This window comes from Pseudomonas sp. B6001 (assembly GCF_013386015.1).
Classification (GTDB): Bacteria; Pseudomonadota; Gammaproteobacteria; order Pseudomonadales; family Pseudomonadaceae; genus Aquipseudomonas.
On record NZ_JACAOX010000002.1, the window covers coordinates 476,099 to 492,111 of the forward strand.

Genomic DNA, 16,013 nt, shown 5'->3' on the forward strand with positions numbered 1-16,013 from the left:
GGATTGAATCAGTCGGCCAATGCGGCGTTCTGCAGTTCGAAGATTTCGGTCATGCCCTTCTGGGCCAGGGCCAGCATGGCATTCAGGTCCGCCGGCTGGAATGGCGCGCCTTCGGCGGTGCCCTGCACTTCGATGAAACCACCGGTGCTGGTCATCACCACGTTCAGGTCGGTCTCGGCAGCCGAATCTTCAAGATAGTCCAGATCCAGCACCGGCTCGCCCTGATACATGCCGACCGATACAGCCGCGATCATCTGCTTGAGCGGATCGCCGCCTTTCAGGCCGCCACGTTTCTTGATGACTTTGAGCGCGTCGACCAGGGCAACCATGGCGCCGGTGATGGAGGCGGTACGGGTACCACCGTCGGCCTGGATCACGTCGCAGTCGACGTACAGGGTCACGTCGCCCAGCTTGGACATGTCCAGGGCTGCACGCAGGGAGCGACCGATCAGGCGCTGGATTTCCAGGGTGCGGCCGCCTTGCTTGCCACGGCTGGCTTCACGCTGGTTACGCTCGCCGGTGGCGCGCGGCAGCATGCCGTATTCGGCGGTCAACCAACCCTGGCCCTGGCCCTTGAGGAAACGCGGCACGCCGTTTTCGACGCTGACGGTGCAGATAACCTTGGTATCGCCAAACTCGACCAGTACAGATCCCTCGGCGTGTTTGGTGTAGTTGCGGGTGATGCGGATCGAGCGGAGCTGATCGGCAGCGCGACCACTTGGACGTTTCATAGGGGATACCTGTACGGAGGACGAAAAACTGCCGAGCATTATAGAGCCGCCAGCCCTGATCGGCACGGCTAAAAAATCCTGTTACAAACCCGGGCACCGAAGCCACTGTTTGGGGCCACCCGTCCCCTTGAGCTACAATCCTGCGCCTTCGCAGCCTGTCGGCTTCAATCTACCCATCAGCCCGCCTGTTTGCGGGACTGCATCGCGAGGTACCTCCATGGTGCACAGCATGACCGCCTTCGCCCGCGTCGAAAAAGCCGGCGTCCAAGGCACCCTGAGCTGGGAATTGCGCTCGGTCAACAGCCGCTACCTGGAGCCGCACCTGCGCCTGCCGGAATCGTTTCGCGACCTCGAAGGCGCGGTTCGTGAGGCACTGCGCCAGGGCATCTCCCGCGGCAAGCTGGAATGCACCCTGCGCTTTACCGAGGAAACCACCGGCAAGCCGTTGCAGGTGGATCGCGAGCGCGCCGCCCAATTGGTCGCCGCCGCCGAAACCATCGCCGGCCTGATCAAGCAGCCTGCCGCCATCAACCCGCTGGAAGTCCTGGCCTGGCCCGGCGTGCTGGTGGCCGACGCCACTGACCCACAGGCGTTGAACGCCGAGGCGCTGACCCTGTTCAACCAAGGCTTGAAAGAACTCAAGGCCGGCCGCGAGCGTGAAGGGGCCGAACTGGCCCGCCTGATCAGCGACCGCCTGACCTCCATTGAAGAAGACGTGGTGACCCTGCGCGAACTGGTGCCGCAGATGCTTGCCACCCAGCGCCAGAAGGTCCTGGACCGCTTCGCCGACATGCAGGCCGAACTGGATCCGGTGCGCCTGGAGCAAGAGATGGTCCTGCTGGCGCAAAAAAGCGACGTGGCCGAAGAACTCGACCGCCTGAGCACCCACATCCTGGAAGTGCGCCGCGTGCTCAAGTCTGCCGGTGCCGCCGGTCGGCGCCTGGACTTCCTGATGCAGGAACTCAACCGCGAAGCCAATACACTGGGCTCCAAAGCCTTTGATCCGCGCAGTACCCAGGCGGCGGTCAACCTCAAAGTGTTGATCGAGCAAATGCGCGAACAAGTACAGAATATCGAGTAAGGCACCCTGACATGACCCACAGCACCGGCACCCTGTACATCATTTCCGCCCCATCGGGCGCGGGCAAAAGCAGCCTGGTCAAGGCCCTGACCGACGCTGACGAGCAGATCCGCATCTCGGTATCCCACACCACCCGCGCCATGCGCCCGGGTGAAGTGAACGGCGTGCACTACCACTTCGTCGAGCGCACCGAGTTCGTCAAGATGATCGAGCACGGTGATTTCCTGGAGCGCGCCGAGGTCTTCGGCAACCTCTACGGCACCTCGCAAAGCCACCTGCAGCAGACCCTGGACGAAGGCCACGACCTGATCCTGGAAATCGACTGGCAGGGCGCCGAGCAAGTGCGCCAGCTGATGCCCAAAGCTCGCTCGATCTTCATCCTGCCGCCTTCGCTGGAAGCGTTGCACCAGCGCCTGACCAATCGTGGCCAGGACAGCGACGAGATCATCGAAGGTCGCATGCGTGAAGCCGTCAGTGAAATGAGCCACTACGTCGACTACGACTACCTGATCATCAACGACGATTTCGCTCACGCGCTGGACGATCTGAAAGCGATTTTCCGCGCCAATCAGCTCCAGCAAAAGCGTCAGCAGCAGCGTTTCGGCAAATTATTGGCCGAACTGCTCGGCTGATTGGCTCTTCCCAAAACCGCTGCAGGGGCTTTACATTGGCACTTGTAGCGCGTTTGCGATGGCCTGCGAAAAATCAGCGCTTCCCTAAACGCTGGTGATTTTTTAAACTGTTCAGTCCGCTCGCCCAACCGGGCAGCGCGCATATTGCATTCGCTCCGAGGAATACCATGGCCCGCGTAACCGTTGAAGACTGCCTAGAACACGTGGATAACCGCTTTGAGCTGGTCATGCTCTCTACCAAGCGTGCCCGTCAACTGGCGACTGGCGGCAAAGAGCCCCTGGTCCAGTGGGAAAACGACAAGCCTACCGTTGTAGCCCTGCGTGAAATCGCTGAAGGCCTGATGAGCTACGAGTTCATCGCCAACGCCGAAATCGTTGAAGACGAACCGCTGTTCGCAGCGTTCGAGGACGAGTCCAACGAGGCCGTCTAAGCCTATGCCTGGTCGACGTAGCACGGCGCGGGGTCACAGCCAACGGCAGGAGTTAATACTTTGCCGAGCATAGACGCCCTCGCCGATCGCTTATCGACCTACCTCGGCCCAGACCAGGTCAACCTGGTCCGCCGAGCGTATTTCTACGCCGAACAAGCCCACGACGGCCAACGCCGCCGCAGTGGCGAGGCGTATGTCACGCATCCTCTTGCCGTGGCCAATATTCTTGCCGACATGCACATGGACCATCAGAGCCTGATGGCCGCGATGCTGCATGACGTGATCGAAGACACCGGCATTGCCAAGGAAGCGCTCAGTGCGCAATTTGGCGAAACCGTGGCCGAACTGGTCGACGGGGTCAGCAAACTGACCCAAATGAACTTCGAGACCAAGGCCGAAGCCCAGGCGGAAAACTTCCAGAAGATGGCCATGGCCATGGCCCGGGACATCCGGGTGATCCTGGTCAAGCTGGCCGACCGGCTGCACAACATGCGCACGCTGGAAGTGCTGTCCGGTGAAAAACGCCGGCGCATCGCCAAGGAAACCCTGGAAATCTACGCGCCCATCGCCAACCGGCTGGGCATGCACGCCATTCGTATCGAGTTCGAAGACCTCGGCTTCAAGGCCATGCACCCGATGCGTTCCGCGCGCATCTACCAGGCAGTGAAACGCGCCCGGGGCAATCGCAAGGAAATCGTCAACAAGATCGAAGAATCCCTGAGCCATTGCCTGGCGATCGATGAGATCGAGGGCGAAGTCAGCGGCCGGCAGAAACACATCTACGGCATCTACAAGAAGATGCGCGGCAAGCGCCGGGCCTTCAACGAGATCATGGACGTGTACGCGTTCCGGATCATCGTCGACAAGGTCGATACCTGCTACCGCGTGCTGGGTGCTGTACATAATTTGTACAAGCCCCTGCCGGGACGCTTCAAGGATTACATCGCGATTCCCAAGGCCAACGGCTACCAGTCGCTGCATACCACGCTGTTCGGTATGCACGGGGTGCCGATCGAGATCCAGATCCGCACCCGCGAAATGGAAGAGATGGCCAACAACGGCATCGCCGCCCATTGGCTGTACAAATCCACCGGCGACGAGCAGCCAAAAGGCACCCATGCCCGCGCCCGTCAGTGGGTCAAGGGCGTGCTGGAAATGCAGCAACGTGCCGGCAACTCCCTGGAATTTATCGAAAGCGTGAAGATCGACCTGTTCCCGGACGAGGTCTACGTGTTCACGCCCAAAGGCCGGATCATGGAGCTGCCCAAAGGCTCCACGGCGGTCGACTTTGCCTACGCGGTGCACACCGACGTGGGTAACAGCTGCATAGCCTGTCGGATCAATCGTCGGCTGGCCCCGCTGTCGGAACCGCTGCAAAGCGGTTCCACGGTGGAGATCGTCAGCGCACCGGGCGCGCGCCCGAACCCGGCCTGGCTCAACTTTGTGGTCACCGGCAAGGCTCGCACCCACATCCGTCATGCCCTGAAACTGCAACGCCGTTCCGAGTCCATCAGCCTGGGCGAACGCCTGCTGAACAAGGTGCTCAACGGCTTCGACAGCTCACTGGACAAGATCCCGGCCGAACGCGTGCAGGCGATGTTGCACGAGTACCGCCAGGAACTGATCGAAGACTTGCTGGAAGACATCGGCCTGGGCAACCGCATGGCCTATGTGGTCGCGCGCCGCTTGCTGGGCGAAGGCGAACAGTTGCCAAGCCCCGAAGGCCCGCTGGCGATTCGCGGCACCGAAGGCCTGGTGCTCAGCTACGCCAAGTGCTGCACGCCGATACCGGGCGACCCGATTGTCGGCCACCTGTCTGCGGGCAAAGGCATGGTGGTGCACCTGGACAACTGCCGCAACATCAGTGAAATCCGCCACAACCCCGAGAAATGCATCCAGCTTTCGTGGGCCAAGGATGTCACTGGCGAATTCAACGTCGAGCTGCGGGTCGAGCTGGAACACCAGCGCGGCCTGATCGCCCTGCTGGCCAGCAGCGTGAACGCGGCCGACGGCAATATCGAGAAAATCAGCATGGACGAACGCGATGGCCGCATCAGCGTGGTCCAACTGGTGGTCAGCGTGCACGATCGCGTGCACCTGGCCCGCGTGATCAAGAAACTGCGCGCCCTGACCGGGGTCATCCGCATCACCCGCATGCGCGCCTAGCCCATCCATTACAAGGAGTCATTCATGACCAAGACTGTTATCACCAGCGACAAGGCACCAGCAGCAATCGGTACTTATTCCCAGGCGATCAAGGCGGGCAATACCGTCTACATGTCCGGCCAGATTCCACTGGACCCAAAAACCATGGAGCTGGTTGAAGGCTTTGAAGCCCAGACCATCCAGGTCTTCGAAAACCTGAAGTCGGTTGCCGAAGCTGCGGGCGGTTCGTTCAAGGACATCGTCAAACTGAACATCTTCCTCACCGACCTGAGCCACTTCGCCAAGGTCAACGAGATCATGGGCAAGTACTTCGAACAGCCGTACCCAGCCCGCGCCGCCATCGGCGTTGCCGCCCTGCCAAAGGGCGCGCAGGTTGAGATGGACGCCATTCTGGTCATCGAGTAAAACATCCGGCGCAGCGCTTCCACGGGAAGGCTGCGCCGAATTGGTTCTTGGAAGGATTTCGTAATGCGCAAAGCGCTCGTTGCCTCTTCGTTGCTCGCCCTGTTGCTCGGCGGCTGCGCCAGCAATCCCGCCGACCTGGATGTGAGCGGCACCTGGATCAACCAGGCCGCCATCGACGCGGCAGCCAAGGGCGGCCCTTTGCGTGAAGCCCTGCAGAGCTATGGTCCGAACCTCGAATGGGAGGTGAACACCAAAGCGTCCCAGGCCCGCTACTACAACGGTTTTGAAGTAGCTGAAGGCAAATTGCTGGGTGAAAAATCCGGCGCCTGGAGTGTCGATTTCTACGGCAGCTCCGCCACTGAACTCAAGCGTAAAGGCAAGCTGCTGCTGCAAGGGGCCAATGATAACGAGCCCGAGCAACTGTTCGCCCGTGCCAAGGATCCAGCCCCCGAAGGCGCGCCACTGGGTGCCAACTTCGAACGCACCCTGTACGCCGCCTACATGGGCGGCACCTGGAAAATCAGCAGCGGCACTGGCGAAGGCGCCACCGTACAGTTCCAGGCCAATGGCCAGGTGACCGGCTTGCCCGGCGCCGATCAGTACTCGCTGTGCCTGGCGGGCGATTGCGCCTCCATGAGCGGCGGCTACGACAGTATCTGGCTACAGTTGAACGGCCAGGGCAACCCGTGGATCTTTGCGCGCAAGGGCAAGCAACTGGAGATCTTCCAGGCGATCAACACCGCCCAGGCCGACGAGGTACCCTCGTTTACCCCCGGGCCACGACAGTGGTTGCTGGAAAAACAGTGACGCAAAAAAGGAGCCCTCAGGCTCCTTTTTCTTCACGCCGCGATCAACCCTCCAGGATCGCCGCATACCCTTCGCGATAACTCGGATAACGCGGCACCCAGCCCAACGCCTTGGCCCGGGCGTTGCTGCACTGCTTGCTACCGGCGCGTCGCACGCTGGCGTTCTCGGCCCATTCGGTCACGCCAAGGTACTCGCGCAACCAGGCAACCACCTCGGCCAGCGGGGCCGGAGCGTCGTCGACGCCGATGTAGCACTTATCCAGCACACCGCCCTGCTCCACGTGCTGCAGCAAAAACGCCAGCAAACCCGCCGCGTCATCCGCGTGAATCCGGTTGCCATATAAAGGCGGATCAATCGCCACGCGATAGCCCTGGCGCACTTGGCTCAGCAGCCATTCCCGGCCCGGGCCATAGATACCGGTGAGGCGCACCACGCTCGCGGGAATGCCGCTATTCAACGCCACTTGCTCGGCTTCCAGCATGACTTGGCCGGAATAACCGCCTGCCTTGGTCTCGGAGCTTTCGTCGACCCACTCACCGTTCTGCTGCCCATACACACTGCTGCTGGACACAAACAGCAGGTGCCTGGGCTCCTGGCCGTAGTCGTTCAGCCACTCCAGCACATGCCGCAACCCTTGCACGTATGCCGCACGATAACCCGCCTCGTCGTGATCGGTGGCGGCCGCGCAATACACCAGGTAATCCACCCCGCCCACCGGCCAGGTATCGGGGCAGTCTTCATTGAACAGGTCGCCGGCAATCCCGATAACGCCCTTGGGAAGGCGCGAAATATCCCGCCGCAGGCCATGAACCTCCCAGCCCTGGGCCAGCAATTGGGTGGCCAGACGGCTACCGACATCGCCGCAACCGGCAATCACCACAGAAGGCGCAGACATCACAAAACTCCGTTCTTAAAGGTCAAGGTTAGCCCCCGCAGATGACCAGCGGCCAGCAAAACGACAAATAAAGTAACTGTATTACTTCTGTTAACAAGAATTACTTGCAATAATAACCGCCCATTTGTCCTCGACCCGTTACGGTCTGGAAGGACGCTCACTCATTTTTTCTCTCAGGTCCGGCCAGCATGACACGCAATACATCCCCCGCTTCGCCAACCAAGCCTCACAGCCCATCCCGCGCCTGGCGTGCGATTGCTGCAGTGCTGTTCAGCGTCCTGCTGGCACCGACCGCCGCGTTCGCCGACAACACCGCGCCGGCCGCACCGCCTGCAGCGAGCGCGCCAGCTACAGAGCAAAACGCTCCTGCGCCAGCCGCCGCACCGGCCGCGACCGACCCGGCCCTGGCCGCCGAAGGTGCTCCGGCTGACGATTCCGGCGTCGTGCTGGAAGAAGACAACAGCCTGGGCATGGCCCACGACCTGTCGCCCTGGGGCATGTACCAGAACGCTGACATCATCGTGAAGATCGTGATGATCGGCCTGGCCATCGCTTCGATCATCACCTGGACCATCTGGATCGCCAAGGGCTTCGAACTGCTGGGCGCCAAGCGTCGCCTGCGCACTGAAATCGTCCACCTGAAAAAAGCCACCACCCTGAAAGAAGCCAGCGAAAGCGCGGCGAAGAAGGGCACCCTGGCGCACCTGCTGGTTCACGACGCACTCGAAGAGATGCGCCTGTCTGCCAACACCCGTGAAAAGGAAGGCATCAAGGAACGCGTCAGTTTCCGTCTTGAGCGCCTGGTTGCCGCCTGCGGTCGCAACATGAGCAACGGCACCGGCGTGCTGGCCACCATCGGTTCCACCGCGCCCTTCGTCGGCCTGTTCGGTACCGTGTGGGGCATCATGAACAGCTTCATCGGCATCGCCAAAACCCAGACCACCAACCTCGCCGTCGTGGCGCCCGGCATCGCCGAAGCCCTGCTGGCAACCGCACTGGGCCTGGTTGCCGCGATTCCTGCGGTGGTGATCTACAACGTCTTCGCCCGTTCGATCGCCGGCTACAAGGCGCAGGTGTCGGACGCTTCGGCAGAAGTCCTGTTGCTGGTCAGCCGTGACCTCGATCACCTGCCTTCCGAGCGCAGCTCGCAACCGCATATGGTGAAAGTGGGGTAATCGGCCATGGGCCTGCATTTGAATCAAGGCGACGACGAGCTCGTCGAGAACCACGAAATCAACGTCACGCCGTTTATCGACGTGATGCTGGTGCTGCTGATCATCTTCATGGTGGCAGCACCGTTGGCCACCGTGGATATCAAGGTCGACCTTCCCGCTTCCAGCGCGAAACCTGCGCCGCGGCCGGAGAAACCGATATTCCTCAGCGTGAAGGCGGACCAGCGTCTGTTCCTGGGCGAAGAAGAAGTCAAATCCGACACCCTGGGCGCGGTGCTCGACGCCAAGACCCAGGGCAAGAAAGACACGACCATCTTCTTCCAGGCCGACAAGGGCGTGGACTACGGCGACCTGATGAGCGTGATGGATGCCCTGCGGGCGGCCGGCTACCTCAAGGTAGGCCTGGTCGGACTTGAGACGGCAGCCAAGAAATGATCACGACGCGCCACAAACTGACGCGTTATGGCACCAGCCTTGCCGTCGTGCTGGGCGTCCACGCCGTCGCGATCATCATCGCGCTCCAGTGGTCGGCGCCACATATGGTCCAGCTGCCTCCGGCCGCCATGGTCATCGACCTGGCACCGATGCCGGCGCCGCCACCTCCGGCCCCGCCGAAGGTGATCACGCCGCCACAGCCGCCTGCGCCAGTCGAAGAGCTGCCATTGCCGAAACTGGCCGAGGCACCTAAGCCGACGATCCAGGTGCCAAAGCCGGTCAAGCCCAAGCCAAAACCACAGCCGCCCAAGCCTGTGGAGAAAAAGCCCGATCCGCCCAAGGAAAAACCTTCCGAAGAGCCGCCGAGCGAAACTCCGCAGAACAACGCGCCTACGGAAAAATCCGCCCAGCCACAACCGGGCCCTTCACCGCAGCAGATCGCGGCCAAGGCCACCTGGGAAAGTACCCTGCTGGGCCACCTGCAGAAGTACAAGAAGTACCCGCCGGGCGCCCAGGCGCGTGGCAAGGAAGGCCTGAACCGCCTGCGTTTCGTGGTGGATGCCGATGGCAACGTGCTGTCCTACGAACTGGTGGGCCGCTCCGGCAACGCCGACCTGGACCGCGCCACCCTCGACATGATCCGTCGTGCCCAGCCGCTGCCCAAGCCACCGGCCGACATGTTGAAAGGCGGGAGCATCGAGATCGTTGCACCATTCGTTTACAACATCGAAAAACGTCGCCGCTAACCCCCACCGTGGGCACTCTCGGGTGCCCACGGCTGTTGCTCCCTCCCCCCGCATCACCGCAACCTGAACCAGGCTTGAACGAATCGACACCTAACTCGATCTTCACTTGTAACAATTAAAGACAACGCTAATTATCCGCGAATAGTTCTCATTAGCGGACATTCGGCATGCCCAACCTTGCCCGGCTGGCTCTCCTCCTACTGGCTTTACCCGTCGCTGCACAGGCGGATCAGCTGGTCACCCTGGTCATTCAGAACCACACCTTCAGCCCCTCGACGTTCGAGGTGCCGGCCGGTGAGCGCTTTCGCATTCAACTCACCAGCCATGATGAAAGCGTCGACGAGTTCGAAAGCTACGACATGAAATTCGAAAAAATCATTGTCCCCGGCAACACCATCACGGTGTTTGCCGGCCCGCTGCATCCCGGCACCTACACCTTCTTCGATGACTACCACCCCGACCAGGCCAAAGGCACGGTCACCGCCGTCGCGGCCAAGGAGTAAGCCATGCTGGCCTGTCTGTTGATCGTGTTTCGAGAAGTGCTGGAAGCCGGGATTGTGGTGGGCATCGTGATGGCCGCCACTCAGGGCCTGGCAAGACGTGGGCTGTTCATTGGCGGCGGAATCGCAGCCGGCGTGCTCGGTGCCGGCATCTTGGCGCTGTTTACCGGCGCAATCACCCAGGCGCTGCAAGGCTTCGGCCAGGAAATTTTCAACGCGGCCATCCTGGTGGTCGCCGTGGTCATGCTGGGCTGGCACAACCTGTGGATGGCCAGTCATGGTCGCGAGCTGGCGACCCAACTGCGCAGCGCCGGCAATTCAGTACTCAAGGGTGAAAAATCACTCTGGGCCCTGGCCGTGGTCATCACCGTGGCCGTGCTGCGCGAAGGCTCGGAAATCGTGCTGTTCCTCTATGGCATCGCCGCCTCCAGCCAGACAGACCCACTGTCAATGCTGGCCGGCGGCGTGCTCGGCATCGTCGCCGGCGCCGCGCTGTCCTGGCTGATGTACCGCGGCCTGGTCGCCATCAGCCTCAAGCGCCTGTTCTCGATTACCGGCTGGATGATCGCCTTGCTTGCCGCCGGCATGGCTGGCCGGGCCGCCGCGATCCTCGCCGGTATCGACCTGATTCCCGCCTGGGGCTACCAGCTCTGGGACACCTCCTGGCTGGTCTCCGATGGCAGCCTCACCGGCCGCGCATTGACCGCGCTGGTGGGCTACACCGACCGACCTCTGGGCGTTCAATTGGTGGCGTGGCTCGTCACCCTCTCGCTCCTGGTGCTGGGTAACCGTTTACTGCATTCACGCCCGACACAATCACATTAACCGCCCCAGGAGCCCCACCATGAAACACCTGCGCAACCCCTTCGCCGCCGCACTGCTGCTCGTCAGCGCCGTGGCCGCTTCCTCCCTCGCCCAAGCCCGCGAATACCCGATTGGCGGACCGGTGCAGATCAATGACATGGAGATCGCCTCCTCGTACTTGGTGGGCATCGAAATGGCGCCCATGCCGCCAGGCATGGTGATGAGCAAGGACTCGGTACACCTTGAAACCGATGTGCACGCCACCGCCGACAACAAATACGGCCTGTCCAACGGTGAGTGGGTGCCCTACCTGACCATCAGCTACTCACTGGTCAAGGAGGGCTCGCCCGACTACAAGGAAATCGGCACGCTGTTGCCGATGGTGGCCAAAGACGGCGCCCACTACGCCAACAACGTGAAAATGGACGGCCCCGGCACCTACACCGTGGTGTTGCGCTATGAAAGCCCACAGATCAAGGGCTTCTTCCACCATGTAGACAAGGAAACCGGCGTGCCTGAATGGTGGGCTCCCTTCACCGAAACCTTCACCTTCAAGTACCCGCAAAAGTGAAATACGGGGCGGCGATACCCGATTAACCGGTGTTGCGGCCCCTACGCTGTCTGATAACGTGCGTCTATCGATTGCAGCCGGTATGCTTGGCCCGCAACCTCATGGACGCCCGCTATGACTCTTACAGAATTACGCTACATCGTTACCCTCGCCCAAGAGCAGCACTTCGGCCACGCGGCCGAGCGTTGCCACGTCAGCCAGCCGACGCTGTCGGTGGGTGTGAAGAAGCTTGAAGACGAACTCGGTGTGCTGATTTTCGAGCGCAGCAAAAGCGCCGTGCGCCTGACGCCCGTCGGCGAAGGCATCGTCGCCCAGGCCCAGAAGGTTCTGGAACAGGCCCAAAGCATTCGCGAGCTGGCCCAGGCCGGCAAGAACCAACTGACCGCCCCGCTGAAAGTCGGCGCCATCTACACCGTCGGCCCGTACCTGTTCCCGCACTTGATTCCGCAACTGCACCGCGTCGCGCCGCAGATGCCGCTGTATATCGAAGAAAACTTCACCCACGTGCTGCGCGACAAACTGCGCAACGGCGAGCTGGACGCGATCATCATCGCCCTGCCGTTCAACGAGGCGGATGTGCTGACGCTGCCGCTCTACGATGAGCCGTTCTACGTGCTGATGCCGGCGTCCCACCCATGGACGCAGAAAGACACCATCGACGCGGGCCTGCTCAACGACAAGAGCCTGCTGTTGCTGGGCGAAGGCCATTGCTTCCGCGACCAGGTGCTGGAAGCCTGCCCGACCCTGACCAAGGGCAACGACGGCGCCAAGCACACCACCGTGGAATCCAGCTCCCTGGAAACCATTCGCCACATGGTTGCCTCCGGCCTGGGTATCTCTATCCTGCCGCTGTCGGCGGTCGACAGCCATCACTACGCCCCCGGCGTGATCGCCGTGCGCCCACTGACGCCGCCGGTACCGTTCCGCACCGTGGCGATTGCCTGGCGTGCGAGCTTCCCGCGTCCGAAAGCGATTGAAATCCTCGCCGACTCGATCCGCCTGTGTTCGGTGGCCAAGCCGCCTGCTGCGAGCTAAGTAACGGTATGACTGAGCTGTCGCAGGTATCGGTGACGGCACTCAAGGGTGTCGGGGAGGCCATGGCCGAGAAGTTGGCCAAGGTCGGGCTGGAAAATCTCCAGGACGTGCTGTTCCACCTGCCCCTGCGTTACCAGGACCGCACCCGCGTGGTGCCCATCGCCCACTTGCGCCCTGGGCAGGACGCCGTGGTTGAAGGCACCGTCAGCGGCGCCGACGTGGTGATGGGCAAGCGCCGCAGTTTGGTCGTGCGCCTGCAAGACGGCACCGGCGGCCTGAGCCTGCGCTTCTACCACTTCAGCAACGCCCAGAAGGAAGGCCTCAAGCGTGGTACCCGCGTGCGCTGCTACGGCGAAGCCCGGCCCGGTGCTTCGGGGCTGGAAATCTATCACCCGGAATACCGCGCGATTACCGGCGACGAACCGCCGCCGGTAGACACCACCCTCACGCCAATTTACCCGCTCACCGAGGGCCTGACCCAGCAGCGCTTGCGCCAACTGTGCATGCAGACTCTGACGATGCTCGGGCCAAAAAGCCTGCCCGACTGGCTGCCCCAGGAACTGGCGCGCGACTATCAACTGGCGCCGCTGGATGATGCGATCCGCTACCTGCATCACCCACCCGCCGACGCCGACGTCGACGAGTTGGCTCTCGGTCATCACTGGGCCCAGCATCGCCTGGCGTTCGAAGAACTGCTGACCCATCAACTGTCCCAGCAGCGCCTGCGCGAGAGCATGCGTTCGCTGCGCGCGCCGGCCATGCCCAAGGCCAAGCGCCTGCCTGCGCAATACCTGGCCAACCTGGGGTTTGCACCGACGGGCGCCCAGCAACGGGTCGGCAATGAAATCGCCTACGACCTGAGCCAGAAAGAACCGATGCTGCGGCTGATCCAGGGCGACGTGGGCGCGGGTAAAACCGTGGTCGCCGCCCTCGCCGCGTTGCAGGCCCTCGAAGCCGGCTATCAGGTGGCGCTGATGGCGCCCACCGAGATTCTCGCCGAGCAGCACTTCATCACCTTCAAGCGCTGGCTCGAACCGCTGGGCCTGGAAGTCGCGTGGCTGGCCGGCAAGCTCAAGGGCAAGAACCGCGTAGCCGCCCTGGAGCAGATCGCCGCCGGCGCCCCGATGGTGGTGGGCACCCACGCGTTGTTCCAGGACGAAGTGAAGTTCAAGAATCTGGCGCTGGTGATCATCGACGAACAGCACCGCTTCGGTGTGCAGCAGCGCCTGGCCCTGCGCCAGAAAGGCGTGGGCGGCCGCATGAGCCCGCACCAGTTGATCATGACCGCCACACCGATCCCGCGCACCCTGGCCATGAGCGCCTACGCCGACCTCGACACTTCGATCCTCGACGAACTGCCGCCGGGCCGAACGCCGGTCAACACCGTGCTGGTCACCGACACCCGCCGCGTCGAAGTCATCGAACGGGTACGCGGCGCCTGCGCCGAAGGCCGTCAGGCGTATTGGGTGTGCACGCTGATCGAAGAATCCGAAGAGCTGACCTGCCAGGCCGCCGAAACCACCTATGAAGACCTCACCAGCGCCTTGGGTGAACTCAAGGTCGGGCTGATTCACGGTCGCATGAAGCCGGTGGAAAAGGCCGCGGTAATGGCCGAGTTCAAGGCCGGCAACCTGCAATTGCTGGTGGCGACCACGGTGATCGAAGTCGGCGTCGACGTCCCCAACGCCAGCCTGATGATCATCGAGAACCCCGAGCGCCTGGGCCTGGCGCAACTGCACCAATTGCGCGGCCGCGTCGGCCGGGGCAGCGCCGCCAGCCACTGTGTGCTGCTGTACCACCCGCCGCTGTCGCAGATCGGTCGCCAGCGCCTGGGGATCATGCGCGAAACCAACGACGGCTTCGTGATCGCCGAAAAAGACCTCGAACTGCGCGGCCCCGGCGAGATGCTCGGCACCCGCCAGACCGGCCTGCTGCAATTCAAGGTCGCCGACCTGATGCGCGATGCCGACTTGCTGCCCGCCGTGCGCGACGCGGCCCAGGCGTTACTGGAGCGTTGGCCGGAACACGTCAGCCCGCTGCTGGATCGCTGGCTGAGACATGGGCAGCAATACGGCCAAGTGTGACGGCTGACTCACTTAGACAACCCTCACTTGTATCAAGCTGGTTATACTCCAATGACTGTAGGAAATTGGATTCAGGCCATGTCAGAAGTTGCCCTCGCCACAGCCCCACCGACTGCACCCTCGGTGATTCGGACGCTGCTTGCAAAGCTCGCCATCAGCTACACGGAAGTTACCGAACGCCCCGGCCTGAACCCGGCGCAGAAGGTTCAAGCCGTACTGCTCGATGATGCCGTGGGTGCACTCATGGTGCTGTTTCCACAGAACCAGTTGCTGGACCTTAATCGCCTCGCCGAGCTCACCGGTCGGCGCCTCACGGCCGTGTCGCCGGAGCGCCTGGAGCGCATGCTCGGCAAGCACAGCCTGAGCCTGCTGCCCGGCCTGCCGCCGCTGACCAGCTCTCCCTGCCTCTACGAAGAAAGCCTGTTGCGTGAGCCGACCGTGCTGGTGCACTCGGGCGAAGCCGGGCTGCTGCTGGAGATTTCCAGCGACGCGTTCAAGAGCATGCTGACCAAGGCCAGCGCCGCGCATTTCGGCGAGCCGCTGAGCAACATCCGGCCAAACCTGGATCGCCCCAATGACGACCGCGAGGAAATCACCCAGGCGATGCAGGCGTTCACCGCCCGCCGTATCCAGCAACGCCTGGAAGCGACCATCGAAATTCCACCGCTGGCCGATACCGCGCAAAAGATCATCAAGCTGCGGGTCGACCCCAACGCCACCATCGACGACATCACCGGCGTGGTCGAAACCGACCCGGCCCTGGCCGCCCAGGTGGTGAGTTGGGCCGCGTCGCCCTACTACGCCTCGCCGGGCAAGATCCGCTCGGTGGAAGACGCCATCGTGCGCGTGCTGGGCTTTGACCTGGTGATCAACCTCGCACTCGGCCTGGCCCTGGGCAAGACCTTGAGCCTGCCCAAGGACCACCCGCAACAGGCCACGCCGTACTGGCACCAGTCGATCTACACCGCCGCCGTCATCGAAGGCCTAACGCGCGCCATGCCCCGCGCCCAGCGCCCGGAAGCCGGCCTGACGTACCTCGCCGGCCTGCTGCACAATTTCGGCTACCTGTTGCTGGCCCACGTCTTCCCGCCGCACTTCTCACTGATCTGCCGGCACCTGGAGGTCAACCCGCACCTGTGCCACAGCTACATCGAGCAGCATCTGCTGGGCATCAGCCGCGAGCAGATTGGTGCGTGGTTGATGCGCTACTGGGACATGCCGGACGAACTGTCCACCGCCCTGCGCTTCCAGCACGACCCGACCTACGACGGCCAATATGCGGAATACCCGAACCTGGTGTGCCTGGCCGTGCGCTTGTTGCGCAGCCGCGGCATCGGCTCCGGGCCGGATGAATCCATCCCGGACGAACTGCTTGAGCGCCTGGGGCTGACCCGGGACAAGGCAGAGGATGTGGTGAGCAAGGTGCTGGACGCGGAAACGTTGTTGCGCGAGTTGGCGTCGCAGTTCAGCCAGGGATAAATCGGGCGCCTGTTACACCGTATTCGCGAGCAAGCCCGC

General features: G+C 62.5%; 17 protein-coding genes. 15 read left to right on the plus strand and 2 right to left on the minus strand.

The genetic code is table 11. The features are described from left to right. Window positions 1-8: 8 nt before the first annotated feature. Window positions 9-731, minus strand: coding sequence for a ribonuclease PH (rph, locus tag HX821_RS04565; RefSeq protein WP_003213280.1), 723 nt, complete (start codon window positions 729-731; stop codon window positions 9-11). 217 nt (window positions 732-948) lie between these two features. Here rph and HX821_RS04570 point away from each other — a divergent pair, with 217 nt between their 5' ends. The 6 genes from HX821_RS04570 to HX821_RS04595 all read left to right on the plus strand — a co-directional run bounded on the left by HX821_RS04570 (window position 949) and on the right by HX821_RS04595 (window position 6,253). Then, complete coding sequence (locus tag HX821_RS04570) at window positions 949-1,812, plus strand: YicC/YloC family endoribonuclease (RefSeq protein WP_102604063.1); 864 nt, start codon at window positions 949-951, stop codon at window positions 1,810-1,812. Between the two features lie 11 nt (window positions 1,813-1,823). Then, complete coding sequence (gene gmk, locus HX821_RS04575; RefSeq protein ID WP_003213284.1) at window positions 1,824-2,444, plus strand: guanylate kinase; 621 nt, start codon at window positions 1,824-1,826, stop codon at window positions 2,442-2,444. A 167-nt stretch (window positions 2,445-2,611) separates the two neighbouring features. After that, window positions 2,612-2,875, plus strand: a complete 264-nt coding sequence (rpoZ, locus tag HX821_RS04580) for a DNA-directed RNA polymerase subunit omega (protein WP_003176920.1) — start codon at window positions 2,612-2,614, stop codon at window positions 2,873-2,875. A 60-nt stretch (window positions 2,876-2,935) separates the two neighbouring features. Further along, window positions 2,936-5,041, plus strand: coding sequence for a bifunctional GTP diphosphokinase/guanosine-3',5'-bis pyrophosphate 3'-pyrophosphohydrolase (spoT, locus tag HX821_RS04585; protein WP_008439435.1), 2,106 nt, complete (start codon window positions 2,936-2,938; stop codon window positions 5,039-5,041). A 24-nt stretch (window positions 5,042-5,065) separates the two neighbouring features. After that, window positions 5,066-5,446 (plus strand): RidA family protein, encoded by a 381-nt coding sequence (locus tag HX821_RS04590; RefSeq protein ID WP_003213288.1) that lies wholly within the window; start codon window positions 5,066-5,068, stop codon window positions 5,444-5,446. Window positions 5,447-5,509: 63 nt separating this feature from the next. Beyond that, on the plus strand, window positions 5,510-6,253 hold the full coding sequence (locus HX821_RS04595) for a hypothetical protein (RefSeq protein WP_003213290.1): 744 nt from the start codon (window positions 5,510-5,512) through the stop codon (window positions 6,251-6,253). Window positions 6,254-6,296: 43 nt separating this feature from the next. Here HX821_RS04595 and HX821_RS04600 read toward each other — a convergent pair whose 3' ends face one another. Continuing rightward, complete coding sequence (locus HX821_RS04600) at window positions 6,297-7,148, minus strand: SDR family oxidoreductase (protein ID WP_102604062.1); 852 nt, start codon at window positions 7,146-7,148, stop codon at window positions 6,297-6,299. A gap of 188 nt (window positions 7,149-7,336) precedes the next feature. On the opposite strand from HX821_RS04600, the gene exbB reads away from it, so the two are divergent. From exbB to HX821_RS04645, 9 genes are all read left to right on the plus strand, one after another. Next, window positions 7,337-8,323 (plus strand): tonB-system energizer ExbB, encoded by a 987-nt coding sequence (gene exbB / locus HX821_RS04605; protein WP_177009055.1) that lies wholly within the window; start codon window positions 7,337-7,339, stop codon window positions 8,321-8,323. Between the two features lie 6 nt (window positions 8,324-8,329). Next, window positions 8,330-8,755, plus strand: a complete 426-nt coding sequence (gene exbD / locus HX821_RS04610; RefSeq protein WP_003213296.1) for a TonB system transport protein ExbD — start codon at window positions 8,330-8,332, stop codon at window positions 8,753-8,755. After that, window positions 8,752-9,501, plus strand: a complete 750-nt coding sequence (locus HX821_RS04615) for an energy transducer TonB (RefSeq protein WP_003213297.1) — start codon at window positions 8,752-8,754, stop codon at window positions 9,499-9,501. The genes exbD and HX821_RS04615 overlap by 4 nt, the downstream gene beginning before the upstream one ends. Window positions 9,502-9,668: 167 nt before the next feature. Next, a complete protein-coding gene (locus HX821_RS04620; RefSeq protein ID WP_003213299.1) occupies window positions 9,669-10,004 on the plus strand; it encodes a cupredoxin domain-containing protein in 336 nt (111 codons plus the stop codon). A gap of 3 nt (window positions 10,005-10,007) precedes the next feature. Next, window positions 10,008-10,826: an FTR1 family protein gene (locus HX821_RS04625; protein ID WP_008439439.1), complete on the plus strand. Its 819-nt coding sequence runs from the start codon at window positions 10,008-10,010 to the stop codon at window positions 10,824-10,826. 19 nt (window positions 10,827-10,845) lie between these two features. Then, window positions 10,846-11,376: an iron transporter gene (locus HX821_RS04630; RefSeq protein WP_087693714.1), complete on the plus strand. Its 531-nt coding sequence runs from the start codon at window positions 10,846-10,848 to the stop codon at window positions 11,374-11,376. A 114-nt stretch (window positions 11,377-11,490) separates the two neighbouring features. Beyond that, window positions 11,491-12,411: a hydrogen peroxide-inducible genes activator gene (locus tag HX821_RS04635; RefSeq protein ID WP_003213305.1), complete on the plus strand. Its 921-nt coding sequence runs from the start codon at window positions 11,491-11,493 to the stop codon at window positions 12,409-12,411. An 8-nt stretch (window positions 12,412-12,419) separates the two neighbouring features. Next, on the plus strand, window positions 12,420-14,495 hold the full coding sequence (recG, locus tag HX821_RS04640; protein WP_177035343.1) for an ATP-dependent DNA helicase RecG: 2,076 nt from the start codon (window positions 12,420-12,422) through the stop codon (window positions 14,493-14,495). A gap of 78 nt (window positions 14,496-14,573) precedes the next feature. After that, window positions 14,574-15,974, plus strand: a complete 1,401-nt coding sequence (locus HX821_RS04645) for an aminoacyl-tRNA deacylase and HDOD domain-containing protein (protein ID WP_008439447.1) — start codon at window positions 14,574-14,576, stop codon at window positions 15,972-15,974. Window positions 15,975-16,013: the final 39 nt, after the last annotated feature.

What these genes read in the sequence shown, in the direction of transcription:
- rph (WP_003213280.1), bottom strand. Translation starts at nt 731, where the DNA reads ATGAAACGTCCAAGTGGTCGCGCTGCCGATCAGCTCCGCTCGATCCGC.
- HX821_RS04570 (WP_102604063.1), top strand. Translation starts at nt 949, where the DNA reads ATGGTGCACAGCATGACCGCCTTCGCCCGCGTCGAAAAAGCCGGCGTC.
- gmk (WP_003213284.1), top strand. Translation starts at nt 1,824, where the DNA reads ATGACCCACAGCACCGGCACCCTGTACATCATTTCCGCCCCATCGGGC.
- rpoZ (WP_003176920.1), top strand. Translation starts at nt 2,612, where the DNA reads ATGGCCCGCGTAACCGTTGAAGACTGCCTAGAACACGTGGATAACCGC.
- HX821_RS04590 (WP_003213288.1), top strand. Translation starts at nt 5,066, where the DNA reads ATGACCAAGACTGTTATCACCAGCGACAAGGCACCAGCAGCAATCGGT.
- HX821_RS04595 (WP_003213290.1), top strand. Translation starts at nt 5,510, where the DNA reads ATGCGCAAAGCGCTCGTTGCCTCTTCGTTGCTCGCCCTGTTGCTCGGC.
- HX821_RS04600 (WP_102604062.1), bottom strand. Translation starts at nt 7,148, where the DNA reads ATGTCTGCGCCTTCTGTGGTGATTGCCGGTTGCGGCGATGTCGGTAGC.
- exbB (WP_177009055.1), top strand. Translation starts at nt 7,337, where the DNA reads ATGACACGCAATACATCCCCCGCTTCGCCAACCAAGCCTCACAGCCCA.
- exbD (WP_003213296.1), top strand. Translation starts at nt 8,330, where the DNA reads ATGGGCCTGCATTTGAATCAAGGCGACGACGAGCTCGTCGAGAACCAC.
- HX821_RS04615 (WP_003213297.1), top strand. Translation starts at nt 8,752, where the DNA reads ATGATCACGACGCGCCACAAACTGACGCGTTATGGCACCAGCCTTGCC.
- HX821_RS04620 (WP_003213299.1), top strand. Translation starts at nt 9,669, where the DNA reads ATGCCCAACCTTGCCCGGCTGGCTCTCCTCCTACTGGCTTTACCCGTC.
- HX821_RS04625 (WP_008439439.1), top strand. Translation starts at nt 10,008, where the DNA reads ATGCTGGCCTGTCTGTTGATCGTGTTTCGAGAAGTGCTGGAAGCCGGG.
- HX821_RS04630 (WP_087693714.1), top strand. Translation starts at nt 10,846, where the DNA reads ATGAAACACCTGCGCAACCCCTTCGCCGCCGCACTGCTGCTCGTCAGC.
- HX821_RS04635 (WP_003213305.1), top strand. Translation starts at nt 11,491, where the DNA reads ATGACTCTTACAGAATTACGCTACATCGTTACCCTCGCCCAAGAGCAG.
- recG (WP_177035343.1), top strand. Translation starts at nt 12,420, where the DNA reads ATGACTGAGCTGTCGCAGGTATCGGTGACGGCACTCAAGGGTGTCGGG.
- HX821_RS04645 (WP_008439447.1), top strand. Translation starts at nt 14,574, where the DNA reads ATGTCAGAAGTTGCCCTCGCCACAGCCCCACCGACTGCACCCTCGGTG.